Source organism: Sphingomonas sp. GW821-FHT10C01 (assembly GCF_059415525.1).
This window is the reverse complement of sequence record NZ_JBWKNK010000001.1, coordinates 97847-122225: the sequence shown is the minus strand read 5'-3', so window position 1 is coordinate 122225 and position 24379 is coordinate 97847. Positions and strand designations below refer to the sequence as shown.

At 66.7% G+C, this 24379-nt stretch carries 23 protein-coding genes and 1 other RNA gene; 17 read left to right on the top strand and 7 right to left on the bottom strand.

The window, feature by feature from the left end:
- Position 1: 1 nt before the first annotated feature.
- From infB to pnp, 8 genes are all read left to right on the top strand, one after another.
- Positions 2–2662, top strand: coding sequence for a translation initiation factor IF-2 (gene infB, locus AC07M1_RS00630; RefSeq protein WP_495160637.1), 2661 nt, complete (start codon positions 2–4; stop codon positions 2660–2662).
- A 15-nt stretch (positions 2663–2677) separates the two neighbouring features.
- Positions 2678–3058, top strand: coding sequence for a glyoxalase superfamily protein (locus AC07M1_RS00625; protein ID WP_495160636.1), 381 nt, complete (start codon positions 2678–2680; stop codon positions 3056–3058).
- On the top strand, positions 3045–3446 hold the full coding sequence (rbfA, locus tag AC07M1_RS00620; RefSeq protein WP_495160635.1) for a 30S ribosome-binding factor RbfA: 402 nt from the start codon (positions 3045–3047) through the stop codon (positions 3444–3446). The genes AC07M1_RS00625 and rbfA overlap by 14 nt, the downstream gene beginning before the upstream one ends.
- 85 nt (positions 3447–3531) lie before the next feature.
- Positions 3532–4116 (top strand): thymidine kinase, encoded by a 585-nt coding sequence (locus AC07M1_RS00615; protein ID WP_495160634.1) that lies wholly within the window; start codon positions 3532–3534, stop codon positions 4114–4116.
- A 42-nt stretch (positions 4117–4158) separates the two neighbouring features.
- Positions 4159–4851, top strand: coding sequence for a site-2 protease family protein (locus AC07M1_RS00610; protein WP_495160633.1), 693 nt, complete (start codon positions 4159–4161; stop codon positions 4849–4851).
- Positions 4851–5747 (top strand): tRNA pseudouridine(55) synthase TruB, encoded by an 897-nt coding sequence (gene truB, locus AC07M1_RS00605; RefSeq protein WP_495160632.1) that lies wholly within the window; start codon positions 4851–4853, stop codon positions 5745–5747. The genes AC07M1_RS00610 and truB overlap by 1 nt, the downstream gene beginning before the upstream one ends.
- Before the next feature lie 21 nt (positions 5748–5768).
- Positions 5769–6038, top strand: a complete 270-nt coding sequence (gene rpsO / locus AC07M1_RS00600) for a 30S ribosomal protein S15 (protein ID WP_447727662.1) — start codon at positions 5769–5771, stop codon at positions 6036–6038.
- A 180-nt stretch (positions 6039–6218) separates the two neighbouring features.
- The gene (pnp, locus tag AC07M1_RS00595; protein ID WP_495160631.1) at positions 6219–8594 is read left to right on the top strand and encodes a polyribonucleotide nucleotidyltransferase; all 2376 of its coding nucleotides are present in this window, start codon (positions 6219–6221) and stop codon (positions 8592–8594) included.
- Between the two features lie 79 nt (positions 8595–8673).
- Here the strand turns inward: pnp and AC07M1_RS00590 are convergent, their stop codons facing one another.
- Positions 8674–10467, bottom strand: coding sequence for an ABC transporter ATP-binding protein (locus tag AC07M1_RS00590; RefSeq protein ID WP_495160630.1), 1794 nt, complete (start codon positions 10465–10467; stop codon positions 8674–8676).
- Between the two features lie 271 nt (positions 10468–10738).
- On the opposite strand from AC07M1_RS00590, the gene AC07M1_RS00585 reads away from it, so the two are divergent.
- Positions 10739–11902 (top strand): serine hydrolase domain-containing protein, encoded by a 1164-nt coding sequence (locus AC07M1_RS00585; protein WP_495160629.1) that lies wholly within the window; start codon positions 10739–10741, stop codon positions 11900–11902.
- Positions 11903–11941: 39 nt separating this feature from the next.
- Here AC07M1_RS00585 and ssrA read toward each other — a convergent pair.
- Positions 11942–12288, bottom strand: a transfer-messenger RNA (tmRNA) gene (gene ssrA / locus AC07M1_RS00580).
- A 48-nt stretch (positions 12289–12336) separates the two neighbouring features.
- Between ssrA and AC07M1_RS00575 the strand changes: the two genes are divergently transcribed.
- Positions 12337–12768 carry an RrF2 family transcriptional regulator gene (locus AC07M1_RS00575; protein WP_495160628.1) on the top strand — a complete coding sequence of 144 codons (432 nt, stop codon included), beginning with the start codon at positions 12337–12339 and terminating at the stop codon, positions 12766–12768.
- A gap of 185 nt (positions 12769–12953) precedes the next feature.
- On the opposite strand, the gene mscL is transcribed toward AC07M1_RS00575, so the two are convergent.
- Entirely contained in the window at positions 12954–13382 is a 429-nt protein-coding gene (gene mscL, locus AC07M1_RS00570) for a large conductance mechanosensitive channel protein MscL (protein WP_495160627.1), read from the bottom strand.
- A 156-nt stretch (positions 13383–13538) separates the two neighbouring features.
- Between mscL and AC07M1_RS00565 the strand changes: the two genes are divergently transcribed.
- The 4 genes from AC07M1_RS00565 to AC07M1_RS00550 are packed head-to-tail and all read left to right on the top strand — an operon-like array spanning position 13539 to position 16217.
- Positions 13539–14123 carry a LemA family protein gene (locus AC07M1_RS00565; RefSeq protein ID WP_495160626.1) on the top strand — a complete coding sequence of 195 codons (585 nt, stop codon included), beginning with the start codon at positions 13539–13541 and terminating at the stop codon, positions 14121–14123.
- Between the two features lie 32 nt (positions 14124–14155).
- The gene (locus tag AC07M1_RS00560; RefSeq protein WP_495160625.1) at positions 14156–15010 is read left to right on the top strand and encodes a TPM domain-containing protein; all 855 of its coding nucleotides are present in this window, start codon (positions 14156–14158) and stop codon (positions 15008–15010) included.
- Positions 15010–15687 carry a TPM domain-containing protein gene (locus AC07M1_RS00555; RefSeq protein WP_495160624.1) on the top strand — a complete coding sequence of 226 codons (678 nt, stop codon included), beginning with the start codon at positions 15010–15012 and terminating at the stop codon, positions 15685–15687. The genes AC07M1_RS00560 and AC07M1_RS00555 overlap by 1 nt, the downstream gene beginning before the upstream one ends.
- Complete coding sequence (locus AC07M1_RS00550) at positions 15684–16217, top strand: NUDIX hydrolase (RefSeq protein ID WP_495160623.1); 534 nt, start codon at positions 15684–15686, stop codon at positions 16215–16217. Before AC07M1_RS00555 ends, AC07M1_RS00550 begins: the two co-directional genes overlap by 4 nt.
- A gap of 6 nt (positions 16218–16223) precedes the next feature.
- On the opposite strand, the gene AC07M1_RS00545 is transcribed toward AC07M1_RS00550, so the two are convergent.
- The gene (locus tag AC07M1_RS00545; RefSeq protein WP_495160622.1) at positions 16224–16505 is read right to left on the bottom strand and encodes an ETC complex I subunit; all 282 of its coding nucleotides are present in this window, start codon (positions 16503–16505) and stop codon (positions 16224–16226) included.
- Between the two features lie 11 nt (positions 16506–16516).
- Positions 16517–18973, bottom strand: coding sequence for an ATP-dependent helicase HrpB (hrpB, locus tag AC07M1_RS00540; RefSeq protein ID WP_495160621.1), 2457 nt, complete (start codon positions 18971–18973; stop codon positions 16517–16519).
- Positions 18974–19063: 90 nt separating this feature from the next.
- On the opposite strand from hrpB, the gene AC07M1_RS00535 reads away from it, so the two are divergent.
- Positions 19064–19276 (top strand): hypothetical protein, encoded by a 213-nt coding sequence (locus AC07M1_RS00535; protein ID WP_495160620.1) that lies wholly within the window; start codon positions 19064–19066, stop codon positions 19274–19276.
- 16 nt (positions 19277–19292) lie between these two features.
- Here the strand turns inward: AC07M1_RS00535 and AC07M1_RS00530 are convergent, their stop codons facing one another.
- Positions 19293–20318, bottom strand: coding sequence for a polyprenyl synthetase family protein (locus AC07M1_RS00530; protein ID WP_495160619.1), 1026 nt, complete (start codon positions 20316–20318; stop codon positions 19293–19295).
- Positions 20319–20429: 111 nt separating this feature from the next.
- On the opposite strand from AC07M1_RS00530, the gene AC07M1_RS00525 reads away from it, so the two are divergent.
- Entirely contained in the window at positions 20430–20723 is a 294-nt protein-coding gene (locus AC07M1_RS00525) for a chorismate mutase (protein WP_495160618.1), read from the top strand.
- Between the two features lie 97 nt (positions 20724–20820).
- Entirely contained in the window at positions 20821–23310 is a 2490-nt protein-coding gene (locus AC07M1_RS00520; protein ID WP_495160617.1) for a TonB-dependent receptor, read from the top strand.
- A 46-nt stretch (positions 23311–23356) separates the two neighbouring features.
- On the opposite strand, the gene AC07M1_RS00515 is transcribed toward AC07M1_RS00520, so the two are convergent.
- Positions 23357–24262 carry a flagellar motor protein MotB gene (locus AC07M1_RS00515; RefSeq protein ID WP_495160616.1) on the bottom strand — a complete coding sequence of 302 codons (906 nt, stop codon included), beginning with the start codon at positions 24260–24262 and terminating at the stop codon, positions 23357–23359.
- Between the last annotated feature and the right edge of the window lie 117 nt (positions 24263–24379).

The following is a 24379-nucleotide window of genomic DNA, read 5'->3' as shown; positions in this document are numbered from 1 at the left end:
GTTGAGCGATACCGAAAACGACAAGCCGAAACTGGGCATGCGCCAGCCGCTGGGGCTGAAGCGCACGGTCGAGACCGGCAAGGTGAAGCAGAGCTTCAGCCACGGACGCTCGAACACCGTCGTGGTCGAAGTGAAGCGTCGTCGCGTGCTGGGTCCGCAGTCGGGTCAGCCCGAGGCCGCACCCGAGCCGGTGGTCGAGGCCGCCCCGCCGCCTCCGCCCGCCCCGGCCCCCGCGCCGCGCCCGTCCGCGCCTGCAGGCGAAACCGCGCAGGAGCGTCAGTCCCGCATGCTGCGCGAGGCTGAAGAGCAGCGCATGCAGACCAACGAGGACGCGCGCCGCCGTGAGGAGCGTGAGCGCGTCGAGGCGGCCGAAGCCGAAGCGCGCCGCGCCGAGGAAAAGGCGCGCGCCGAAGCCGAGGCCGCGAAGGCGCCCAAGGAAGAGCCCAAGCCCGAACCGGCCCCCACGCCGGTGGTCGAGGCTGCGCCGCCGCCGCCGCCCGCCCCCGTTGCCGCGCCGGTGCCGCCGAAGCCGGTCGCGGTTCAGCTCGATCCGAGCCGCCCCGCGCCGCGCCAGTTCACCCCGGTGCAGCGTCCCGAGATTCCGCGTCCGGCGCCCGCAAAGCCCGAGCCGGCGGTAGCCGCCGCTCCGGCCAGCACCGGCGGTGGCGCGGCGGCTCCGCGCACGCCCAATCTTGGCCCCAATCGCGCCCCGGCGCGTGCGCCCGAGCCGCAGCGGCCGCAGCAGCGCGACCGCAAGGGCGACGAGCGTCGCGGCGGCAAGCTGACCGTCAACCGTGCCCTTGGCGGCGACGATGGCGCGCGTGCGCGCAGCCTCGCCGCGCTCAAGCGGGCCCGCGAGAAGGAGCATCGCCGTCATTCGGGTCCGCGCGAGCCGCAGGCCAAGCAGGTCCGTGACGTCCAGGTTCCGGACGCGATCACCGTCTCCGAGCTGGCGAACCGCATGGCCGAGAAGGGCGCCGACCTGGTCAAGGCGCTGTTCAAGATGGGCATGCCCGTCACGCTGACCCAGACGATCGATCAGGACACCGCCGAACTGCTGGTGACCGAGTTCGGCCACAACATCGTCCGCGTTTCGGATTCGGACATCGATCTGGCGACCGACACGGTCGAGGATGCGGCCGAGACGCTGCAGCCGCGCCCGCCGGTGGTGACGATCATGGGCCATGTCGATCACGGCAAGACGTCGCTGCTCGACGCGCTGCGCGGCACCGATGTGGTGCGCGGCGAGGCCGGCGGCATCACCCAGCATATCGGCGCCTATCAGGTCACGCTGAAGGACAAGTCGAAGGTCACCTTCCTCGACACCCCGGGCCATGAGGCGTTTTCGGAGATGCGCGCGCGCGGCGCGAACGTCACCGACATCGTCGTGCTGGTGGTCGCCGCGGACGACGGGCTGATGCCGCAGACGATCGAGGCGATCAACCACACCAAGGCGGCCGGCGTTCCGATGATCGTCGCGATCAACAAGATCGACAAGCCCGAGGCCAATGCCCAGAAGGTGCGTGAGCGCCTGCTGGAACATGACATCCAGGTCGAGGAAATGGGCGGCGAGACCCAGGACGTCGAGGTGTCGGCGCTCAAGAAGACCGGGCTCGATCAGCTGATCGAGAAGATCCAGCTTCAGGCCGAGCTGATGGAATTGAAGGCCAACCCCGATCGCGAAGCCGAGGGCAATGTGGTCGAGGCGAAGCTCGACAAGGGCCGCGGTCCGGTCGCCACCGTGCTGGTCACGCGCGGCACGCTCAAGGTCGGCGACGTGTTCGTCGTCGGCGCCGAGAGCGGCAAGGTTCGCGCACTGGTCGACGACAAGGGCCGTCAGATCAAGGAAGCGGGTCCGTCGATGCCGGTCGAGGTGCTCGGCCTGTCGGGCGTGCCGATGGCCGGCGATCTGCTCCAGGTCGTCGAGAACGAGGCGCGCGCCCGCGAGGTCGCCGCTTATCGCGCCAGCGTTATCCAGAACAAGCGCACCACCAACACCCCCGCCAGCCTCGAGAGCATGTTCAGCGCGCTCAAGGAAAAGCAGGCAATGGAATATCCGCTGGTCGTCAAGGCGGATACCCAGGGCACGGTCGAGGCGATCGTCGCGGCGATCAACAAGATCAGCACCGACGACATCAAGGCGCGCGTGCTGCACGCCGGCGTGGGCGGTATCACCGAGAGCGACGTGAACGCGGCCGCGGCCTCGGGCGCGCCGATCATCGGCTTCAACGTCCGTCCGAACGCCAAGGCGCGCGAGATCGCCGATCGCCACAAGGTCGCGTTCAAATATTATGACGTGATCTATGAGCTCACCGACGAGATCCGCGCCGGCATGGCCGGCCAGCTCGGTCCGGAAGCGTTCGAAACCGTCGTCGGCCGCGCCGAAATCCGCGAGGTCTTCTCGGCGGGCAAGCACGGCAGGGCGGCGGGCCTGCTGGTCACCGACGGTGCGATCCGCAAGGCGCTCAAGGCACGCATCACGCGCGACGACGTCATCATCTACCAGGGCGAGATCGCGTCGCTGCGCCGCTTCAAGGACGATGTCGCCGAAGTGCGCGCGGGTCTGGAGTGCGGTGTGACGTTCAGCCAGAACTTCACCGACATCAAGCCGGGCGACTATCTCGAAACCTTCGAGGTCGAGCTGCGCGAGCGGACGCTCTAAGGAGCGCCGTTCGCGATGTTCGGCGCCCCGACCCCGGTCCTTCGCAGCTTCGACGAGAAGCGGATGAAGGACTTCTACCTGGACTTCCTCGGGTTCGAGCTGGAGTTCGAGCATCGGTTCGATGACGGGGCGCCGCTCTATATGGGCGTGCGTCGCGGGGGCTGTGCGCTGCACCTCTCGGAGCATTATGGCGATGCGACGCCGGGCGGCGCGGTGCGCATCCCGGTCGATGATGTCTCGGCATATATGGCCGATCTGCGCGCCAAGCAGCATGGCAATGCGCGTCCCGGCGAGCCCGAGCTGACGCCATGGGGTTCGCGCGAGATCACCATCCAGGATCCGTCGAGCAACCGGCTGACCTTCTACACGGAGGGTCCCGCCGATGGTGAAGGTTAACAGCTCGCCCGAGGAGCGCTCCGTCCGCCTGCTGCGCGTGGGCGAACAGGTGCGTCATATCCTCTCGGACATTCTCGCGCGCGGCGAGGTGCATGACGAGGTGCTCGCCAGCCATATGGTGAGCGTTACCGAAGTGCGGATGTCGCCCGATTTGCGCCACGCGACGGTGTTCGTGAAGCCGCTGCTGGGCAAGGACGAGGACGTGGTGCTCAAGGCGCTGCGCACCAACACCGCCTATTTCCAGCGCGAGGTCGCGAGCCGCGTGAAGATGAAGTACGCGGCCAAGATCAAGTTCCTGGCGGACGAGAGCTTCGACGAGGGCAGCCATATCGACAAGCTGCTGCGCGATCCCAAGGTGGCGCGCGATCTGGATCAGCCGGAAGACTGATCCACAGGCTTTTCCACAGCCTTGTCCACGGCTTTGCCGCCGGGGCAGATGAAAGGCGCGGGATCATCGGCCAAGGTCGCCGGTGATGGCCAAGCTCTATTTCTACTATGCCTCGATGAACGCGGGTAAATCGACCAACCTGCTTCAGGCGGACTTCAACTATCGCGAGCGCGGGATGCGCACGATCCTGTTCACCGCGGCGGTCGATGACCGCGCGGGCGAGGGGCGGATCGCGTCGCGGATCGGGCTGGCGGCGGAGGCGATCGGTTTCGACGCGGATATGGATTTGCGGCTGCGTGTCGAGCGCGATGCCGATGCCGGGCCGGTGCATTGCGTGCTGGTCGACGAGGCGCAGTTCCTGACCGCGGCGCAGGTCGAGCAGCTTGCCGCCGTCGCCGACGTGCTGGGCGTGCCGGTGCTGGCCTATGGTCTGCGCACCGACTTCACCGGCGCGCTGTTCGAGGGATCGGCGCGGCTGCTCGCGCTGTCCGACGCGCTGATCGAGATCAAGTCGGTGTGCCGCTGCGGGCGCAAGGCGACGATGAACCTGCGCGTCGACGAGGAAGGGCGCGCGGTGGCGCAGGGCGCGCAGACCGAAATCGGCGGCAACGACCGCTATGTCGCGCTGTGCCGTCGCCATTTCACCGAGGCGATCACGGCAGCGGGCTGAGCCGCGCTGGTGAAACCGGGCGGTCGCGCCTAGATGACGGCAATGAATCCTGATTCCATGATCTACGGCGCCGCCATCTGGATAATTCCGCTGGTGATCGCGATCGTCTTCCATGAAGTCGCGCACGGCCTTGCCGCGCGTGCGCTGGGCGATCCCACCGCGGCCGAGCGCAAGCGCCTGTCGTTGAACCCGATCCGCCATGTCGATCCGATCGGGACGGTGGTGCTTCCGCTGATCCTTGCGCTCACCAAGATGCCGGTGTTCGGCTGGGCCAAGCCGGTGCCGGTCAATTTCGCCCGGCTGCGCAACCCGCGGCGCGACATGGTGCTGGTGGCGCTAGCCGGTCCGGGCATGAACTTCGCGCTCGCATTTGCGGGCGCGGTGCTGCTCGGTCTGCTGCTGTTGGGGGCGGGCGACACGCAGCTGAACGGGATCGGCGAGTTCTTGGCGTACAATCTGCTCAACTTCGTCCAGGTGAATATCTTCCTTGCGCTGTTCAACCTGATCCCGCTCCCGCCGTTTGACGGCGGGCATGTGGTGCAGGGGCTGCTGCCGCCCGCGGCGGCCGAGCGCTGGGCGGTATTCGGCCGGTTCGGGTTGCCGCTGCTGTTCATCCTGCTGCTCGTGATCCCGGCGATCTGGCCCAACGCCAATATCGTGGCCCAGCTGGTTGCACCGCCCGCGCAGGCGCTCACCCAATGGTATCTGGCGATCACCGCCGCGATCGTCGGCTGATGCATGGCTGGATCATTCTCGACAAACCGCTGGGACTCGGTTCGACCCAGGGGGTGAGCGCGGTCAAGCGCGCGCTGCGCGAGGGCGGCTATGGCCCAACGAAGAGAGATCTGCCCAAGGTTGGCCATGGCGGCACGCTCGATCCGCTGGCGACCGGGGTGCTGCCGATCGCGATCGGGGAGGCGACCAAGCTCGCCGGGCGCATGCTCGACAGCGACAAGGTCTATGACTTCACGGTGAAGTTCGGCGCCGAAACCGACACGCTCGACCTGGAAGGGCAGGTCATCGCCGAATCGGACGCGCGCCCGTCGCGGGCGGAGGTCGAGACGATTCTCCCGCGCTTCACCGGCCCGATCGATCAGGTGCCGCCCGTCTATTCGGCGCTCAAGGTCGATGGCGAGCGCGCCTATGACCTCGCCCGCAAGGGAGAGGAAGTGACACTGGCGAGCCGCGCGGTGACGATTCGGTCGCTCACGCTGCGCGAGGCGACGCCCGAGAGCGCCACGCTTACGGCGCATGTCTCCAAGGGCACCTATATCCGCAGCCTCGCACGCGACATCGCCCAAGCGCTCGGCACGGTCGGGCATGTGACGATGCTGCGCCGGGTCAAGGCGGGTCCGTTCACCCTCGAATCCGCGATTTCGCTGGACAAACTGGCGGATGCCGCTAAGGGCCGCACGCTTGAACATTGCCTCCTGCCGCTGAGGGCGGGGCTGGACGACATCCCGGCTCTATTCCTCGAACCCGGTCAGGCAGGGGCTCTCCGCCAGGGGAAAGTGTTGACCGGGATCGCCGCTGACGATGGCCAACACTTCGCGCTGGAGGGCGATACGCCCATCGCGCTGGTCGAGGCTTCGGATGGAAACGTCCGGGTCGTGCGCGGCTTCAACCTGTAAGATGATGTCGTAGGAAAACACATGACGATCACGACCGAGCGCAAGGCTGAACTGACCAAGGAACATGGCCGCGCCGAAGGCGACACCGGCAGCCCTGAAGTCCAGATTGCGATCCTTACCGAGCGCATCGTGAACCTGACCGGCCACTTCAAGGGCCACGCCAAGGACAATCACTCGCGTCGCGGCCTGCTGATGATGGTCAACAAGCGCCGCTCGCTGCTCGATTACCTCCGCAAGACGGACGGTGATCGCTACACCGCACTCATCGCGAAGCTCGGCCTTCGCAAGTAACCGGAAAGGCGGCCTTCGGGTCGCCTTTTTGCAATACCGGGCAGATAGTGCCCGGACCCTTGGGGCCGTGGCAATTCGGCCGAAGCCCTGAACAGGGGTGAAATCACCCCGCACCGCGCGAGCCGGACAGTTCGCACACAGGCCCCGGGCGCATTGGGCGTCCGGTCCAAAGGAAATCAAATGTTCGACAAGAAAACCGTATCGATCGAGTGGGGCGGACAGACCCTGACACTCGAAACCGGCAAGGTTGCCCGTCAGGCCGATGGCGCCATCATGGCGACGCTCGGCGAAACCGTGGTGCTGTGCGCCGTCACCGCCGCCAAGTCGGTGAAGGACGGGCAGGATTTCTTCCCGCTCACCGTCCACTATCAGGAAAAGTACAGCGCGGCCGGCCGTATTCCCGGCGGCTTCTTCAAGCGTGAGCGCGGCGCGACCGAGAAGGAGACCCTGGTCTCGCGTCTCATCGACCGTCCGATCCGCCCGCTGTTCCCCGAGGGCTTCTACAACGAGATCAACGCCATCGCTCAGGTGCTGAGCTATGACGGCGAGAACGAGCCGGACATCCTCGCGATGGTCGCGGCATCGGCCGCGCTCACCATCTCGGGCGTGCCCTTCATGGGCCCGATCGGCGCCGCGCGCGTCGGCTATGTCGATGGCGAGTATATCCTCAACCCGACCGATGAGCAGGTTGCCGCCGGCGACCTCGACCTCGTCGTCGCCGCGACCTGGGACGCGGTGATGATGGTCGAATCCGAAGCCAATGAGCTGTCGGAAGAGATCATGCTCGGCGCCGTCCTGTTCGCGCACGACGCGTGCAAGGAAGTGATCAAGGCGATCGTCAAGCTCGCCGAGCAGGCCGCCAAGGAGCCTTGGGAAATCGCGTCGTCGGACGACAACGCCAAGTTCAAGGACAAGCTCAAGAAGCTGGTCGGCAAGGACATCGCCGCCGCCTACAAGCTGACCGACAAGTCGGCCCGTTCGAACGCGCTGAACGAAGCGCGCGCGAAGGCGAAGGCACAGTTCGCCGAAGACGGCCTGTCGCCGCAGGAAGTCATGGCCGGCATCAAGCTGACCAAGAAGCTGGAAGCCGAGATCGTCCGCACCGCCATCCTCAAGGACGGCAAGCGCATCGACGGCCGCACCACCACGCAGATCCGCCCGATCGTGGCGGAAACGCATTTCCTTCCGCGCGCGCACGGCTCGGCGCTGTTCACCCGTGGCGAGACCCAGACGATCGCCACGGCGACCCTGGGCACCAAGGATGCGGAGCAGATGATCGACGGCCTGAACGGCCTGTCGTACCAGCACTTCATGCTGCACTATAACTTCCCGCCCTATTCGGTCGGTGAAGTCGGCCGCTTCGGCGCGCCGGGCCGTCGCGAAGTCGGTCATGGCAAGCTGGCATGGCGCGCGCTGCACCCGGTGCTGCCGACCAAGGACGAATTCCCCTACACGATCCGCCTGACCAGCGACATCACCGAGTCGAACGGCTCGTCGTCGATGGCGTCGGTGTGCGGCGGTTCGCTCGCGATGATGGACGCCGGCGTGCCGATCAAGCGTCCGGTCTCGGGCATCGCCATGGGCCTGATCCTTGAAGGCAAGGATTATGCGATCCTGTCCGACATCCTGGGTGACGAAGATCACCTCGGCGACATGGACTTCAAGGTCGCGGGCACGTCCGAAGGTATCACCACGATGCAGATGGACATCAAGATCGCCGGCATCACGCGCGATATCTTCGAGGCCGCGCTGAACCAGGCCAAGGAAGGCCGTGCGCACATCCTGGGCGAGATGGCGAAGGCACTGGGCGAGACCCGTTCGGAGCTGTCGGCGCATGCCCCGCGCATCGAAACGATGCAGATCGACAAGTCGAAGATCCGCGACGTCATCGGCACCGGCGGCAAGGTGATCCGCGAGATCGTCGCCACCACCGGCGCGAAGGTCGACATCGACGACGAGGGTCTGATCAAGGTCAGCTCGTCCGACCTGTCGCAGATCGAAGCCGCGATGAACTGGATCAAGGGCATCGTCGAAGAGGCCGAGGTCGGCAAGGTCTACAACGGCAAGGTCGTCAACCTCGTCGATTTCGGCGCGTTCGTGAACTTCATGGGCGGCAAGGACGGCCTGGTTCACGTCTCCGAGATCAAGAATGAGCGCGTCGAGAAGGTCAGCGACGTCCTGAGCGAAGGCCAGGAGGTCAAGGTCAAGGTTCTCGAGATCGACCAGCGCGGCAAGGTTCGCCTGTCGATGCGCGTCGTCGATCAGGAAACCGGCGCCGAGCTCGAGGATACGCGTCCGGCCCGCGAACCGCGCGAGGACCGTGGTCCGCGTGGCGATCGCGGCCCGCGCCGCGACGGTGGCGATCGTGGTGATCGCGGCCCGCGTCGCGATGGCGACCGTGGTCCGCGTCGCGACGGCGGTGATCGTGGTCCGCGCGGCGAAGGTCGTGGTGACCGGGGCGATCGCGGCCCGCGCCGCGAGCGTTCGGAGAGCAAGGACGAAGGCGGCGAGGACATTGGCCTCCCCGCGTTCCTGACCGGCGGCAACGACGACTAAGCATCAGGCCAAAAGGCTGAAACGAAAAAGGGCTCCGGGAAACCGGAGCCCTTTCTTGTTGGCGCTATCGCAGCCGGTGCTACGCCGCCTCGAACTCAGGCGCGTCGTCGACGATATTGCCCGACTGGCGGTCGAACAGCCGGCGATACTGGCCGTCGGCATTGGCGAGCAGCGTATCGTGGTCGCCATCCTCGATCACCCGACCTTGGTCGAACACCAGGATGCGGTCGAGCGTGCGGACCGTCGACAGCCGGTGCGCGATGACGATCGCGGTGCGGCCCTTCATCAACCGGTCCATCGCTTGCTGGATCAGCGCCTCGCTCTCCGAATCGAGGCTGGAGGTCGCCTCGTCGAGGATCAGGATCGGCGCATCGGCCAGGAAGGCGCGGGCAAGCGCCACGCGCTGACGCTCTCCGCCCGACAGCTTGACCCCGCGCTCGCCGACCGGCGTCGCATAGCCCCGCGGTAGCCGGGTGATGAAGTCGTGCGCATTGGCCAGCCGTGCCGCCGTCTCGACCTCCGCCTGGCTCGCCCCAGGGCGGGCATAGGCGATGTTGTCGGCCAGGCTGCGGTGGAACAGGATCGGCTCCTGCTGCACGATCGCGATCTGTGCGCGCAACGACTGCTGGGTCGCGTGCGACACGTCCTGTCCGTCGATCGTCACCCGGCCCTCGTTCACGTCGTAGAGGCGCTGGATCAGCTTGACGAAGGTCGTCTTGCCCGATCCCGAATGGCCGACCAGCCCGATGCGCTCGCCGCCGCGAATGGTGAGGTCGAGATGCTCGTAAAGCGGCGTCTCATGCCCGCCATAGCGGAAGGTGATGTCGTCGAAGCGCACTTCGCCAGCGCCGATGTCGATCGGCTTCGCGTCGGAACGGTCTTCGATGCCGAGCGGCTGGTCGTGCAGGTCGACCAGTTCCTCCATCTCGTTCACCGCACGCTGCATCTGATGGATGTGGAAGCCGACATCGATCAGATAGCCGTGAACGACGAAATAGCTCGTGAGCACGAAAGTAACGTCGCCCGGGGTCGCTGCGCCCGTCCACCACAGCCATAGGGCCGTGCCGGTGATCGCGCTGCGAATGATCCACAGAATCGCGATCTGCGCGCTGCCCGACCAAGTGTAACGCGACCAGGTGCGTCGCGTGCGCTTCGCCCATTTGGCGAGAAGCGTGTCGACACGCTTCTCCTCGCGCAGCTCGGCGCCGAAGGCCTTGACCACGGCGTTCGAACCGATCGCATCGGAGAGTTGGCCACCCAGCCTTGTGTCCCAGGCGTTGGACAGGGTCGCGGCGGGCGAGGCCCAGCGTGTCGCCAGCAGCACGGTCATCGCCACATAGACGATGGCGCCGATCGCCATCACCACGCCCAGCACCGGCCAGTACCAGCCGAGCAGCAGCATCGTGCCGGTCAGGACGGCGATCGACGGCAGCATCTGATGCAGCAGCACGTCGTTCAGCGTGTCGAACGCCCACATGCCGCGCGTGATCTTGCGCACGGTGGAGCCGGCGAAGCTGTTGGCGTGCCAGTCGGTCGAGAAGCGCTGGACGCGATGGAATCCGTCCTGCGTCACGTCGCGCATCATGCGCAGCGTGAATGGAATGATTCCCGCCCAGGCGAAGTGCCGAAGCACCAGCATGGCCAGGCCGAGCGCCGCCATCGCGCCGAACAGCGCCAGCGCCTCGCTGCGTAGATTGGCGGCGAGCGCGTCGATCAGTTTGCCCGCGAACAGGGGCACGAAGATCTCGGTCACCGTGGCGGCGGTGATGAAGATGGCGATAAAGGCCGCGCGTCCGCGTTGCCGCGCCCAATGGCGAAAGGCGAAACGCAGGACGCGACGGATCGAATCCGTGCGTTCAATGTCTTGAGTCATGTCGTGAACCGGCGCCGGGGCGCCGTCTCCAATGCAATGTCAGATTGAGGTGATGCGGGCGGAAACCCGGATCAGGGAGGCTTCAGGACCTAGTGGCGGAAGCGTCCGATGGTGGGAAACTCACCGGAAGGGCGTGCGATGGTATCTGACATATACGCCCTCCTTTCCTTGCGTTGGACGGAATGGATGTAACAACGCCCCATCCGCCTGACAACCCGCGGCTTCGATTTCGCCGCATTGTATTTCGCCGCCGTGCGGTCAGGATGGCACGATGCGCCTGACCCTGCCCTTGCTCTGCCTTGCGACCTTCACGGCCAATGCCGCCTTGGCGCAATCGGCCCCACCACCCGCGGAGGTGCGTCTGGGGTTCGATACGCGCGGCGTCACGGCGGTGCGGGTGGACGGTCTGGCGGATCGCGCGACGGGGCGGGCGGTCACGGCGGACGATCCGGTGCGGGTGGCGAGCATCACCAAGCTGGTCGTGGCGCTCGGCGTGATGCGGATGGTCGAGGCGGGGCAGCTCGATCTCGACCGCGATGTGAACGAGGTGCTGGGCTGGCGCGTGCGTAACCCGGCCTTTCCCAAGGTGCCGGTGACGCTGCGCCAGCTGCTGACCCACCAGTCCGGGCTGATCGATCCCGACGACTATCGTGTGCCGCTGGGCGAGCGGCTGGCCGACCGGATCGCGCAACCGGCATTATGGGACCGCGAGCATCGTCCGGGCGCGTGGTTTCGCTACGCCAATATCGGGTTTCCGGTGATCGCGAGCGTGATGGAGAAGGCGAGTGGAGAGCGGTTCGACCGCCTGATGCACCGGCTGGTGCTGGCGCCGCTCAAACTGGATGCGTGCTTCAACTGGTCGACCTGCAGCGACGCGAAGATCGCGCGCGCGGTGGTGCTGTACCGCACCGACGGATCGGTGGCGCTCGACGATCTGGGCGGCAAGCGGCCGGAGTGTCCGGTGATCGCGAAATCGGGGTGCGATCTGGGCGGTTATCGACCGGGTGACAATGGCGCGCTGTTTTCGCCCCAGGGGGGCCTGCGGGCGTCGATGCGTGACCTCGCGACAATCGGCCGGATGCTGCTGAAGAATGACGGCAGCTTCCTCAAGCGCGAGTCGATTGCGCAGATCGAGCGGGTGGCGTGGCGCTATGACGGGTCCAATGGGGACACGTCGAACGGCTTTTACTGCCAGTACGGCCTCGCGATGACGATGCTGCCGACCGCGCACGATATCTGCGCCGACGATCTGTTCGGCGACGGACGCCCGCGTATCGGCCATGCCGGGGACGCCTATGGGCTGCGTTCGGGGCTGTGGATCGATCGCGCCAAGGGCACGGGCGTCGCCTTCTTCGCCACCGCGACGTCGCCGGACAGCAAAGGGTTCACGGCGTTCACCGTGGAAGAGGAGCGGCTCGCGCGCGAGAAGGAATGAAGTGGGGAGCTTCTGTTGCTCGGTGCTCCCCGTACCGCCGGAATCCGCTTCTGTTGCCCGGTGCGGTCCAACCGCGCATTTTAGAATAACCTTAAGCCGTTAGGCCTTGGGGTTACGCCGCAATAGCGAGTGCTTCGTTATCGTTGGCACTTGTGTGTATGGGCCGTCGCGGTGGTCCCATTCCGAACGAAAACAACGCCTTTCAATACACGTCGATCCTGGTTCGGCCCCGTCAGAAACGGTGTCCAGATACACCACCGGTTATGGTGGAGCCGCCGGGTACTGCCCCCGGGTCCGCTGCATCTATTCTACGTCACAGTTTATCGTCATAGCCGGGCGAACCCGGCACGTTCCAATATAGGGAACGGAATCCGAATGAAAAGAGTAGGTTTTGGCCTTCACAAGGCCGCAAAGCGGGTGCAAGGGACAATGTCATGCTGACCCAGCGTTCCCGTTATGCCCTGCGCGCCATGCTGTTCCTGGCGAAGCAGCCGCGGGAGGGCGCGCCGACGCCGATGACGCGGATCGCCGCCGAGGCGAATGTTCCGCGCAAGTTCCTGGAGCTGATCCTAGCCGATCTGCGTGAGGCGGGGTTCCTCGATTCCACCCGCGGCAAGATGGGCGGCTATCGGCTCGCCCGGCCCAACCACCTGATTTCGCTGGGTGAGATCATTCGCGTGATCGAAGGGCCGCTGGCATTGGTGCCGTGCGTCAGCCGCACCGCCTATCGCCCGTGCCTGGATTGCAAGGACGAAGCGACATGCGCGATCCGCCATGCCATGGCGCGGGTGCGCGACGAGACCGCACGTATCCTCGACGGCACCAGCCTGGCGGATGCCACCGCCGAGAAGCTCGCCGCAGCCTGAGGATCGGCCGCTGTTCCGCTCATGCGGGCCTGCAACGCGCGATTTTTTTTCCGCTCCGGTGTTCACGTACCTGAAGTACGCTGCGCTCCGGTACTCGCAAATCACCCGTTTCGGCTGCGCCTGAACGATACATCGACCAATCCTTCCCCGCCACAGGGAAGGATTGATGGCGATGAGCCTCAGGTTCAGCCGTTGCGCTTCTTCAGCTCGTCGCGGATCTCGCGCAGCAGCACGACATCGGCGGCTTCCTCGGCCGCGGCTTCCGCTGCCTTGGGGACAACGCGGTTCACCGCGCGCACCAGCAGGAAGATGATGAAGGCGATGATCAGGAAGTTGACCGCCTGGGTCACGAACTCGCCATAGCCGAGCAGCGGCACGCCGGCCTTCTTGAGCGCGGCATAGTCGGTCGAACCCTGAAGGTTCGCCGGTACTTCGCCCAGCACCAGGAAATAGCTCGAAAAATCGAGCCCGCCGAAAATCTTGCCGATCACCGGCATGATAATGTCTTCGGTCAGCGAGGTGACGATCTTGCCGAACGCCGCGCCGATGATGACCGCGACGGCAAGGTCGAGCACATTGCCGCGCGCGATGAAGGCCTTGAATTCACTCAGCATGGACGCACCCCTGAACTGTCTCTGCGGCGGGCAGGGTAAACCCGGGAAACGGTGGCCGCAATCCGTACCCGGACCGGTTATCATTGCGCGCGGACGATCGGTCTCCTATTTTCGCGGTGTCGTATCGATGCGACACACTTGAAGGGATTCTTCGACATGAAGCTTCGTCTCGTTGCCGCGATGGCTGCGGCGGCCCTGCTTTCGGCCTGTGGCCTCAACAGTGTTCCGACCGCCGAGGAAGCCGCGAAGGCGCAATGGGCGGAGGTGCAGAACCAGTATCAGCGCCGCGCCGATCTAATTCCTAATCTGGTTTCGACGGTTCGTGCCGCCGGTGCGCAGGAAAAGGCGATCCTGGTCGAAGTGACCCAGGCGCGCGCCGCCGCGACCCAGGTGCGCGTGAGCGACGCCGACCTGACCGATCCGGCGAAGGTCCAGGCATTCGACCGCGCGCAGAATGCGGTGACGCTGTCGCTGCAGCGGCTGCAGGAGGCCTATCCCGAGCTCAAGAGCCAGGCGAACTACGCCACGCTGATGACCCAGCTCGAGGGGACCGAGAACCGTATCGGCATCGCGCGTCGCGACTATAACAAGGCGGTGCAGAGCTATAACACCACCATCCGCACCTTCCCCGACGCGATCGGCGCCAAGATCTTCTACGGTGCCAAGCCGATGACCCCGTTCCAGGCGACGACGCCGGGCGCGGAAGTCGCGCCGACGGTCAATTTCGGGAACGGCAGCTGAAACCACACTGACCCCAGGGCGAAGGCGGTGCCATGCCTAGGCTGATCCTGATGCTCGCGCTGCTGCTCTTCGGAGCGGCAGCGCCGGCAAGCGCGCAGAGCTTCCCCAAATTCACCGGCCTGGTGGTGGACGACGCCAATGTCCTGCCGCCTGACGTTGAAGCGTCGCTGACGCAGAAGCTCGACGCGCTGCAACGCGATACCAAGCGGCAGCTCGTCGTCGTGACGATCGCGGATGGCCAGGGCTATCCGCTGTCCGACTATGGCTATCAGCTGGGCCGTGCCTGGGGCGTCGGGCTGAAGAATGCCGATAATGGCGCGATCCTGCTGATCGCGCCCAACAACCCCAAGGGTCAGCGCGGACCGCGCATCGAGGTCGGGCGCGGGCTCGAGCCGATCATCACCGACGCGCTCGCCGGGACCATCATTCGCGGCCAGATGATGCCGTTGTTGAACGAGGGCAATGTGCCCCAGGCGATGGTGGCCGGTGCCGATGCGCTGATCGCGCAACTGCGCGCCGCGCCCGAGGAAGCGCAGGCCAAGGTCGATGCGGCGGTGCAGGAGTTCAACCGCACGCACCAGCGGAAGTCCGGCGGTAGTGGGATCGGTATCGGCGGGATCCTGTTTTGGCTGTTCGTCTTCTTCATCGTCATCATCCCGCTGATCCGGCGCGTGCGCGGGCGGCGCTATCGTGGCGGCGACAGCGACCTGCCGATCGTGCTGTGGACGATCGGGAGCGAGATCGCGCGCCATAGCGGCGGCTGGTCGTCCGGGGGCGGGGGATGGTCGTCGGGCGATAGCGGCGGCGGCGGTGGCTGGGGCGATGGCGGCTTTTCCGGCGGCGGCGGCGGCGATTTCGGTGGCGGTGGCGCCTCGGGGGATTGGTGATGGGCATGCGATTGAGCGAAGCGGATCATCGCCGCGTCACCGCCGCGGTCACTGCGGCTGAGACGCAGACCGATGGCGAGATCGTGACGATCGTCGCGCGCCGATCGGACGAGTATCACGACGTCGCCCTGCTGTGGGCGATGCTCGCGGCGTTGCTGGTGCTGGCGCTGCTCGCGGCCTTTCCGCAGGGAATCGACCATGTCCACAGCTGGTTCGGCGATCCCTGGGGCGAGGCGACGCCGGCCGGCCATGTGCTGTTGATCGCGATGGTCGCAATGACCGTGAGCTTCCTGGCGGCGCGTCTGGCGCTGGCGTGGATACCGTTGCGCCTGGCGCTGACCCCGCGATCGGCCAAGGCCCGCCGGGTGCGGCGGAAAGCGCTAACGCTCTTCCGTACAGGGGCCGAGGCGCGCACGATCGCGTCGACGGGTGTGCTGCTCTACCTCAGCATCGACGAGCATCGCGCCGAGATCATCGCCGATTCGGCGATCCATTCGCGGGTCGACCAGGAGGTTTGGGGGGACGCGATGGCGGCGCTGATCGCGGCGGTGCGCGACGGGCGCCCGGCCGATGGCATGGCCGATGCCGTTACGGCGATCGGCGTGGTGCTGGCCGAACATTTCCCGCGCAGCGCGGGCGACACCAATGAGCTGCCCGACCGGCTGATCGAACTGTGACCGTGGATTCCGATGCGCCGGTCGAAACCGTCTGGCAGGGCAGGTTCATCACCGCGAAGAAGCAGGGGCGCTGGGAATATGTCTCGCGTGCCCGGGGTATTCGCGCGGCGGTGATCGTCGCGATCGATGACGAGGATCATCTCCTGCTGGTCGAACAATATCGCGTGCCGCTGGGCCGTGCCTGTCTCGAACTGCCCGCGGGGCTGGTCGGCGACGAGACTGACGGCGAAGCGGTGGAGATCGCGGCGTCGCGCGAACTGGAGGAAGAGACCGGCTACCGGCCCGGTCGCGTCGAATCGCTTGGCGAGTATTTCTCGTCGCCCGGCATGGTCAGCGAGAGCTTCACATTGGTTCGCGCCCGCGATCTGGTCCGTGTCGGCGAAGGCGGCGGTGTTGAGGGCGAGGGCATCACCGTCCATCGCGTGAAGATGGACGCGGTGCCGGCCTTCGTCGCCGACTGCCGCGCACGCGGCATGGCGATCGACGTCAAACTGCTGTTGGTGCTGGGTCAGTCGCTGCTGGCGGCCTGACCAAGCTTACCGGAAATTGTCGGCGTAGGCCTGAAGCTTGAGCGTGCGCGCGGGCGCCGCGACGACATGGAAGGCGATGCCTTCGCGTGCGGCATAATCCTGCGCCGCCTCAAGCGTCGGGAAATTGAGGCGCAGCTGATTGCGCGTGTCGCCGGAACCGGCCCATCCCGTGAGCGGATCGGGCTTCTGCTGCTCGCCGGGGTCGAATTCGAGAACCCAGCGATCGGTGCGGAAACGGCCCGACTGCATGGCGTTCTTCGGGCGCTGATAGATGCGTGCGGTGGACATGGTTCCGTCCCTTATCGCGAACCGCCGCGCCGTGCATCCGCATTTTTCGTTCGCAGCGTCGCGGACGCCGCAGCGGGATCGTCGGGCCAAGGGTGGCGGGGATAGCGGCCGCGCATTTCCTTGGCGACATCGGCCCAGCTGCCCTTCCAGAAACCGGGGAGGTCACGCGTCGTCTGGATCGGGCGGGCTGCGGGTGAGGTGAGCGAAAGGACCAACGGCGTGCCGTCGCCCAGCACGGGGTGGGCGGCGAGTCCGAACAGCGCCTGAACGCGGACTTCGACCGTTGGTCCGCCTTCCGCCGCATAGTCGATTTCGTGGCTCGATCCAGCGGGTGTTTCGAGCCGCGCGGGGGCGAGGCGGTCGAGCTGCTTCTGCCCGTCCCAGCCGAGCCGATTCTGCAGCGCCTGGGTCAAGGCTTCGGGCGCTACCGCATCGAGGCGCCGCTTGCCGGCAAGGGCTGGCGTGAGCCAGTCGTCGAGGTCGGCGAGCAGGGCCGCGTCCGACAGGGCGTCGAGTCCGGCATAGGCGGCGCGGAGGCGCAGCGCCCGAGCGTTGGCGGACCAGGGTAGCGGGTCGAGGCCATGTCGGCGCACGCCCTCGAGCAGTGCGGCCGTGATCTCCTCCGGGTCGGCGGCGCTGTCCGGGCCGGATGACAGGCGAATCGCGCCAAGGCGGCGTTCGCGCGTCGCTTCGACACGGCCGCTTGCGGGATCGAAGCGGACGGTGCGGCGCGTCTCGATGCGGTGGCCGAACAGCGCTTCGACATCGGCGGCGTCGATCGGCACGGCGGAGAGGATGCGGGCGCCGGCGGCCATGCCCTGGGTCTCGGCGACGGCCAGCCATTCGTGGCGAGCGAGCGACGAGGTGGGGTCGAGCTTGAAACCGCGCCCGCCGGCCGAAGCCCAGGTTTCGCCCGACGCGTCGCGGCGCTTGGCGATGCGGTCCGGAAAGGCGAGCGCGACACAGGTGGCGACCGCTTCGGGTGAGCCGGGCGCGATCGCCGCTTCGGATGCGCCGGCAACGAGCTTCGACCAGCGTTCCGCCAGTTTTCGGCCGTTCTCCGCGCGCGGGCCGCGTTCTGTGCGCCAGCGGCGCAGGCGATGCTCGAGATCGGCGTCGGGGCCGCCAAGCCCGCGCTCGCCAAGCAGGACCGCGACCTGCGCGGCGGTCCGTTCCAGCCCGATCCCGCCCGCGCGTGCGAGCATATGGCCAAGGCGTGGCGGCAGCGGGAGGCGCGCGATCGCCTTGCCATGCGCGGTCGGGCGGCCGTCGGCATCGATCGCTTCGAGCGTGGCGAGCCGCGCGCGCGCTTCCTGTACGGCGGCCTCGGGCGGTGGATCGAGCCAGTTCAGCTCGCGCGGATCGGCGACGCCCCAGAGCGCGCAGTCGAGCGTGAGCGCCGACAGATCGGCCTCGAGGATTTCGGGCGGATCGAAGCGCGGCAGACCTGCAGTGGCGGCAGCCTCCCACAGGCGATAGGCGATGCCCGGTCCTTGCCGCGCGGCACGGCCGGCGCGTTGGGTAACGGCGGCCTGGCTCGCCCGTTCGGTCACGAGCCGCGTCATCCCCGCGGCGCGATCGTAGCGCGGGCGCCGGGCAAGGCCCGAATCGATCACAACGCGGATGCCGTCGAGCGTCAGCGAGGTCTCGGCGATCGAGGTCGCGAGCACGATCTTGCGACGCCCCTCCCGGTCCGGTGCGATCGCGGCGCGCTGGGCGGCGGGATCGAGGCTGCCGTGAAGCTTGTGGAGGATTGCGCCCGGTACATCGGCAATGCGCTCCGCCGTGCGTTCGATCTCGGCGACACCGGGGAGAAAGGCGAGGATGCCGCCCTCGCTCTCGCGCAGCGCCTGGCGGATCGCGGCGGCGACCGACTCCTCGATCCGCGCTTCCGCCGCGCGGCCGAGGTGGCGCAAGTCGAGCGGATAGCTTCGGCCTTCACTCTCGACCATGAGGGCGTCCCCCATCAAGGTGGAGAAGCGCGCGCCGTCGAGCGTCGCCGACATCGCGACGAGCCGGATATCGGGCCGCAATGCAGCTTGGGCATCGAGCGCCAGCGCGAGGCCGAAATCGCTGTCGAGGCTGCGTTCATGGACCTCGTCGAACAGCACGGCCGACACGCCCGCCAGTTCCGGATCGGCCTGGATGCGGTTGACGAAAATGCCTTCGGTCACGACCGTCACGCGCGTCTGTGCCGAGCGCTTGCTGTCCATGCGGGTGGCATAGCCAAAGGTCTTGCCCACCGGCTCATCGGCCAGCGCGGCCATCCGTTCCGCGGCGGCGCGGGCGGCGAGGCGGCGGGGGGAAAGCAGCAGGATCTCGCCCGCGCACCAGTCCTCGCTCAGCAGCGCCGGGGCGACGGCAGTCGTCTTGCCCGCACCCGGCGGCGCGACGAGTACGGCGTTGCTCGCACCGCGCAGCGCGGCGAGCAGATCGGGCAGGACGGCGTGGATGGGAAGGTCGCTCACGGTTCGGCTCTACGCAATTCACCGCATCGCTTGAAGCGCCATGGCACCCAATCGCACGACGCGCGTTGCGCGCCTTGAAGGAGACGGGTCATGGCACGCACGCTTTCGAGCTTCAGCATCGCCGCCGATGGCAGTGGCGACTATCTGCTGAGCATCGAGGATGAGGATGGCGAGACGATCGAGCTGACCGCGACCTATGAGCAGCTCGACATGCTGGGCGAGGCGATCGAGGACGCGTTGGACGAGGAAGAAGACGACTCGCTCGACGCCGATGAAGATGCGGACGAGGAAAGCGAAGTATGAGCCGCCCGGCGGGCGCTCAATAGGCGCGGGCGACCGCGAACTCGACGGCTTCGATCATCGAATCCTTGGCGGCGCTGCCCGGGAAAATCCCCAGGGCGTCGATCGCGCGCTGGCCATAATGGCGAGCGCGGGCGAGCGTATCGTCCACCGCGCGGCTCGACCGGACGAGGCCCACCGCATGCGCGAAGTCCTCGTCGCTGATTCGGCGGCCGAGCACGGCTTCCTTCCAGAAGGCGCGATCGTCCTCGCTGCCACGGGCATAGGCGAGGATGACGGGCAGCGTCATCTTGCCTTCGCGGAAATCGTCGCCGGCATCCTTGCCCATCGTCCCGGCGTCCGAGACATAGTCGATCGCGTCGTCGACCAGCTGGAAGGCGATGCCGAGGTTGCGGCCATAGGCGTCGAGCGCCGCTTCCTCCGCCTCGGGCCGTTCGGCGACCACGGCCGCGATGCGGCAGGCGGCGGCGAACAGCGCGGCGGTCTTGGCGCCGATGATCTCAAGATAGCGTTCTTCGGCGAGGTCGATGCGTCGAGCGGCGGTGAGCTGGTTGACCTCACCCTCGGCGATCACCGCGGAGGCGTTGGAGAGGATCTTGAGCACCTTGAGGCTGCCATCCTCGACCATCAGTTCGAAGCTGCGGCTGAACAGGAAGTCGCCGACCAGCACGCTTGCCGGATTGCCCCAGATGAGGTTGGCGGCGCGCTTGCCGCGGCGCATGTCGGACCCGTCGACGACGTCGTCATGCAGCAGGGTCGCGGTGTGGATGAACTCGACCGCGGCGGCGAGCCGGTGATGGCGCGTGCCCGAATAGTCGAGCAGGCGCGCGCTCGCGATCGTCAGCATCGGCCGCATCCGCTTGCCGCCGCCCGCGATCAGATGACCGGCGAGTTCGGGGATCAACGGAATCTGTGACTGCATCCGATCGAGGATCACGGCGTTGACGAGGTTCATGTCCGCCGCGACCAGCGCGATCATCGGATCGAGCGAAGGTTCCGCTCCGCGGCCGGTACGGGGACCAATAGTGTGAACCGTCGCGCTCATGTCGGGCGCGATGTGGCTGCAAGTGTGCCGAAAGGCAAGTGCGTGGGGGTTGCTTACGGATGAAAGCGGCGCAACAAGGCGCGCGGCCATCAACCGGGACCTTCACAATCCATGAGCGACGAGACGCTGCAACGCTATCGCCAGAGCATCGACCGGATCGATGCCGCGCTCGTCTTTCTGCTCGCCGAGCGTTTCCAGATCACCCAGGCGGTTGGCCGTCACAAGGCGGAAACCGGCCTTCCCCCGGCCGATCCGGGACGTGAGGAGCGCCAGATCGAGCGGCTGCGCGATCTGGCCGCTCAGGCCGACCTCGACCCCGAATTTTCCGAGAAATTCCTGCGCTTCATCATCGACGAGGTGATTCGTCACCACGCACAGATGCAGGAGCAGGGCGCCGCGGACTGAGCATCCGCCGTTCATCTTCACCCGGGCATAGTTCTGCGACAAATCGCCTTTAGGGGCGGCGGGCCGGCCATGTGCCGGGTGTATCCGGGAGTGACGAATGCGGCGTGCGGCTTGGTTGATGGCGGGATGGATGGCGACGGCGGCACCGGTGGCGATGGCCTCCGGTCAGAATGCGCCGCAACCGTCGGCGGAGCCCGTGGCGCAGGAACCTGGCGGGGATGCGCCCGCTAGTGGTGCGGAAGAGCCCGAAGAGGTGGTCGTCACCGGTCAGCTACGTGGCGCGGTGCAGGGCGACGTCAAGCCCGAGCTTGTGCTCAACCCTGCCGACATCCGCGCCTATGGTGTCAGCTCGCTTGCCGAGCTGCTGACCGAGCTTGAGCCGCAGACACGCAGCGGACGCGGTCGCGGCGGTGGCGCGCCGGTGCTGTTGCTGAGCGGGCGCCGCATCTCGAGCTTCGCCGAGATCCGCGACATCCCGCCCGAGGCGATCGAGCGGATGGATATCCTGCCCGAAGAGGCTGCACTCAAGCTGGGCTATCGGGCTGACCAGCGCGTGGTGAACATCGTGCTGCGCCGCCGCTTTCGGTCGATCACCGGAGAGCTTGACGGAACCTTCGCGACAGCGGGCGGGCGGGCGGGGCAGGATGCCGAGCTCAGCATGCTGCGCATCAACCGCGACGGCCGCATCAACCTCGACGTCGAATATGAACGCGATTCGGCGCTGCTGGAGAGCGAGCGCGACGTTCAGCGCGACCCGAACGTGCCGAGTTCGGACCCGCGCTATCGCACCTTGCTGCCCAAGACCGAGAATGTCGCGCTCAACGGCGTGTTCAGCCGCAACATCGGCAAGGTTGCCGCGACGGCGAATGTGCGGCTCGAGCAGAATGCCAGCGAATCACTGCTGGGGTTGCCCGCTGCGGGCGGGACCACGCCGCTACAACGGACCAACGACACTGGTACGCTGCACGGCGGCTTCTCGCTCAACGGCGATCTCTCGCCCAAATGGCGCTGGTCGGTGACCGGCAATTGGGACCGGGTCGAGAGCCGGACGCTGACCGATACCGCGACCAGCAGAACCGACCGGGCACGGTCGGTATCGAATGTCGGATCGATCGATGCGCTCGTGAACGGCGCCCTGGCGAAGCTACCCGCCGGCGATATCTCGACCAGTATCCGCGCGACAGGCCGTACCAGCTCCCTGCGCAGCGATTCGCTGCGCGGTGCTATCTTCTCCGAAGCGGATATCGGCCGCGAGACGGGGAGCATTCAGGCCAATATCGACCTGCCGATCGCCAGCCGCAGCCGCGCCGTGCTCAAGGGCCTCGGTAACCTCTCGCTCAACGGCAATATCGAGGTTGAAGAGCTGTCGGACTTCGGCACGCTCGTCGCCTATGGCTATGGCGTCAATTGGTCGCCGATCGACCAGGTCCGCTTCATCGCCTCATTCACCAAGGAGGAGGGGGCGCCTTCGGCGCAGCAGCTCGGCAACCCGATGGTGGCGACGCCGAATGTCCGCGTGTTCGATTTCGTGCGCGGCGAGACGGTGGACATCACGCGCGTGGACGGCGGCAACCGCAACCTAATCGCCGACAATCGCAATGTGATGAAGCTCGGTCTCAATTTGCGGCCGATCAAGGAAACCGACCTCACGCTCAACATCGATTACAATAAGAGCACGATTGACAATCCGATCGCTTCCTTCCCCACCGCAACGGCCGAGATCGAGGCGGCATTCCCGGACCGCTTCACCCGCGATCCGGTTACCGATCAGCTCCTGCGGATCGACAATCGCCCGGTCAATTTCCTGCGCAGCGAGCGCGAGCAGATCCGTTGGGGCCTCAACTTCTCCAAGGCGATCAGCTCGCCACTGGCGCGCAAGGCGATGGAGGAATTCCAGGCGCAGCGTGCCGCCCGCGAGGCGGCGCGCGAAGCGGCGATCGCGCGTGGTGAGACGCCCCCGCCGGAGGCACGCGGTCCTGGCGGGCGCGGCCCGGGTGGCGAAGGGCCGCGCCGGTTCGGCGAAGGCGGTCGCCCCGGCGGCGGCTTTGGCGGCGGTGGCGGTTTCCGTGGCGGACCGGGCGGTGGAGGCGGCCCGGGCGGCGGCGGCCGGTTCCAGTTCGGGATCTTCCACACCGTCGCGCTCGCCGACAAGGTCACGATCCGCGACGGCCTACCCGAACTGGATTTGCTCAATGGCTCGGCGACCGGCAGTCGCGGCGGATCCCCGCGCCACCAGATCGAGCTGCGCACGGGTGTGGTGCGCGATGGCATCGGCATCCGCCTTAACGCCGATTGGCAGAGCGCGACGCGGGTGCGGGGTGGGGCGACGAGCGCCGACGAGCTACGCTTCGACGATTTCGCGACGGTCAATCTGCGACTGTTCGCGACGCTGGGGCCGCAGTTCAAGTTCGTGCGCGAGAACCGCTGGCTGACCGGCATGCGCGTGACACTGTCGGTCGACAATCTCTTCGACAGTCGCCTCAAGGTGACCGACGCGGCCGGCGGGACTCCGATCAGCTATCAGCCGGCACTGCTCGATCCGCTTGGCCGGACGGTGCGGATCAGCGTGCGGAAACTGTTTTTCTGAGATTGCTTGCTCCGCTCACGCGGGCCGGTGCCGCAACTCTAAGGGCTCAGCGGTCGAGCTTGCTCTTGCGATAGAGCAGGGTGATCGCGACGCGGCGGTTACGCGGATCGGCGGGGTTGGCCTTGATCAGCGGTTCGCGGTCGGCGACGCCCTCGATCCGCTCGAACCGCACCTCGCCCACGCCGCCCGCAGTCAGGCGGCGGCGGGTTTCTTCGGAACGCGCGCTGGAGAGCATCCAGTTGTTCATGTTCATCGGGTCGCCATAGCGCAGGCTGTCGGTGTGTCCGCGGATCATGATCGGGTTCTCCGATTCCGCGATCGACTGCGCCACCATCGCCACCAGCTTGGCCGCTTCGGGGACGAAGTTGGTCGTGCCCAGGGCGAACATCGAATAATCGGCGTCGTCCATCAGATCGATTCGCATTCCTTCACGCGTGGGCACGAAGCGAACCTGTTTACCCAAGCGGGTGAGGCCGGGGTTCGACTTGATCTTGCGCTCGATATCCGCCTTCATCTTGGCGAAGCCCTGACGGTCCTCGGCGTCCATCGCTTCCTTGTTCTTGAGGCTGCCCTGCGCGCCGGTGCCGACAAAATCGCCGCCCTGCGCACCGGCCGGGATCGTCATCGATCGCGTGCCGGTCTGCTTGGCCATGGTCGGGTAATTGTCCTTGCCCTGCATCGCATCGCCACCGAGCAGGCCGTTGGAACCGGCACTGTTCTGCTTGAACTCGATCAGGGTGGGCGCGAAATAATCGGCGAGCGCCTTGCGCTGTTTCTCGTTGGTCGCGCCGAGCAGCCACATCAGCAGGAAGAACGCCATCATCGCGGTCACGAAGTCCGCGTAGGCGACCTTCCATGCGCCGCCGTGATGACCACCGCCGCCCTCGACGTAGATCTTCTTGACGATGATCTTGGGCGGCAGCTTCGCCGCATGGGGTGCCCTTGCGCTCATCTATGCGGCTCCCGCCGCATGGCTGCACCAGCCCGCTCCCCCACCCGGCCACCCATCGAGAGTACCGTGTGGGTGGCCGGGTGGGTGGCCGGGTGGGGGAGCGGGCCGGTGCCGTGC

Bases quoted from the DNA above. Each gene is read 5' to 3' on its own strand.
- AC07M1_RS00625 (WP_495160636.1), top strand. From the start codon at position 2,678: ATGTTCGGCGCCCCGACCCCGGTCCTTCGCAGCTTCGACGAGAAGCGG.
- rbfA (WP_495160635.1), top strand. From the start codon at position 3,045: ATGGTGAAGGTTAACAGCTCGCCCGAGGAGCGCTCCGTCCGCCTGCTG.
- AC07M1_RS00615 (WP_495160634.1), top strand. From the start codon at position 3,532: ATGGCCAAGCTCTATTTCTACTATGCCTCGATGAACGCGGGTAAATCG.
- AC07M1_RS00610 (WP_495160633.1), top strand. From the start codon at position 4,159: ATGAATCCTGATTCCATGATCTACGGCGCCGCCATCTGGATAATTCCG.
- truB (WP_495160632.1), top strand. From the start codon at position 4,851: ATGCATGGCTGGATCATTCTCGACAAACCGCTGGGACTCGGTTCGACC.
- rpsO (WP_447727662.1), top strand. From the start codon at position 5,769: ATGACGATCACGACCGAGCGCAAGGCTGAACTGACCAAGGAACATGGC.
- pnp (WP_495160631.1), top strand. From the start codon at position 6,219: ATGTTCGACAAGAAAACCGTATCGATCGAGTGGGGCGGACAGACCCTG.
- AC07M1_RS00590 (WP_495160630.1), bottom strand. From the start codon at position 10,467: ATGACTCAAGACATTGAACGCACGGATTCGATCCGTCGCGTCCTGCGT.
- AC07M1_RS00585 (WP_495160629.1), top strand. From the start codon at position 10,739: ATGCGCCTGACCCTGCCCTTGCTCTGCCTTGCGACCTTCACGGCCAAT.
- AC07M1_RS00575 (WP_495160628.1), top strand. From the start codon at position 12,337: ATGCTGACCCAGCGTTCCCGTTATGCCCTGCGCGCCATGCTGTTCCTG.
- mscL (WP_495160627.1), bottom strand. From the start codon at position 13,382: ATGCTGAGTGAATTCAAGGCCTTCATCGCGCGCGGCAATGTGCTCGAC.
- AC07M1_RS00565 (WP_495160626.1), top strand. From the start codon at position 13,539: ATGAAGCTTCGTCTCGTTGCCGCGATGGCTGCGGCGGCCCTGCTTTCG.
- AC07M1_RS00560 (WP_495160625.1), top strand. From the start codon at position 14,156: ATGCCTAGGCTGATCCTGATGCTCGCGCTGCTGCTCTTCGGAGCGGCA.
- AC07M1_RS00555 (WP_495160624.1), top strand. From the start codon at position 15,010: ATGGGCATGCGATTGAGCGAAGCGGATCATCGCCGCGTCACCGCCGCG.
- AC07M1_RS00545 (WP_495160622.1), bottom strand. From the start codon at position 16,505: ATGTCCACCGCACGCATCTATCAGCGCCCGAAGAACGCCATGCAGTCG.
- AC07M1_RS00535 (WP_495160620.1), top strand. From the start codon at position 19,064: ATGGCACGCACGCTTTCGAGCTTCAGCATCGCCGCCGATGGCAGTGGC.
- AC07M1_RS00530 (WP_495160619.1), bottom strand. From the start codon at position 20,318: ATGAGCGCGACGGTTCACACTATTGGTCCCCGTACCGGCCGCGGAGCG.
- AC07M1_RS00525 (WP_495160618.1), top strand. From the start codon at position 20,430: ATGAGCGACGAGACGCTGCAACGCTATCGCCAGAGCATCGACCGGATC.
- AC07M1_RS00520 (WP_495160617.1), top strand. From the start codon at position 20,821: ATGCGGCGTGCGGCTTGGTTGATGGCGGGATGGATGGCGACGGCGGCA.
- AC07M1_RS00515 (WP_495160616.1), bottom strand. From the start codon at position 24,262: ATGAGCGCAAGGGCACCCCATGCGGCGAAGCTGCCGCCCAAGATCATC.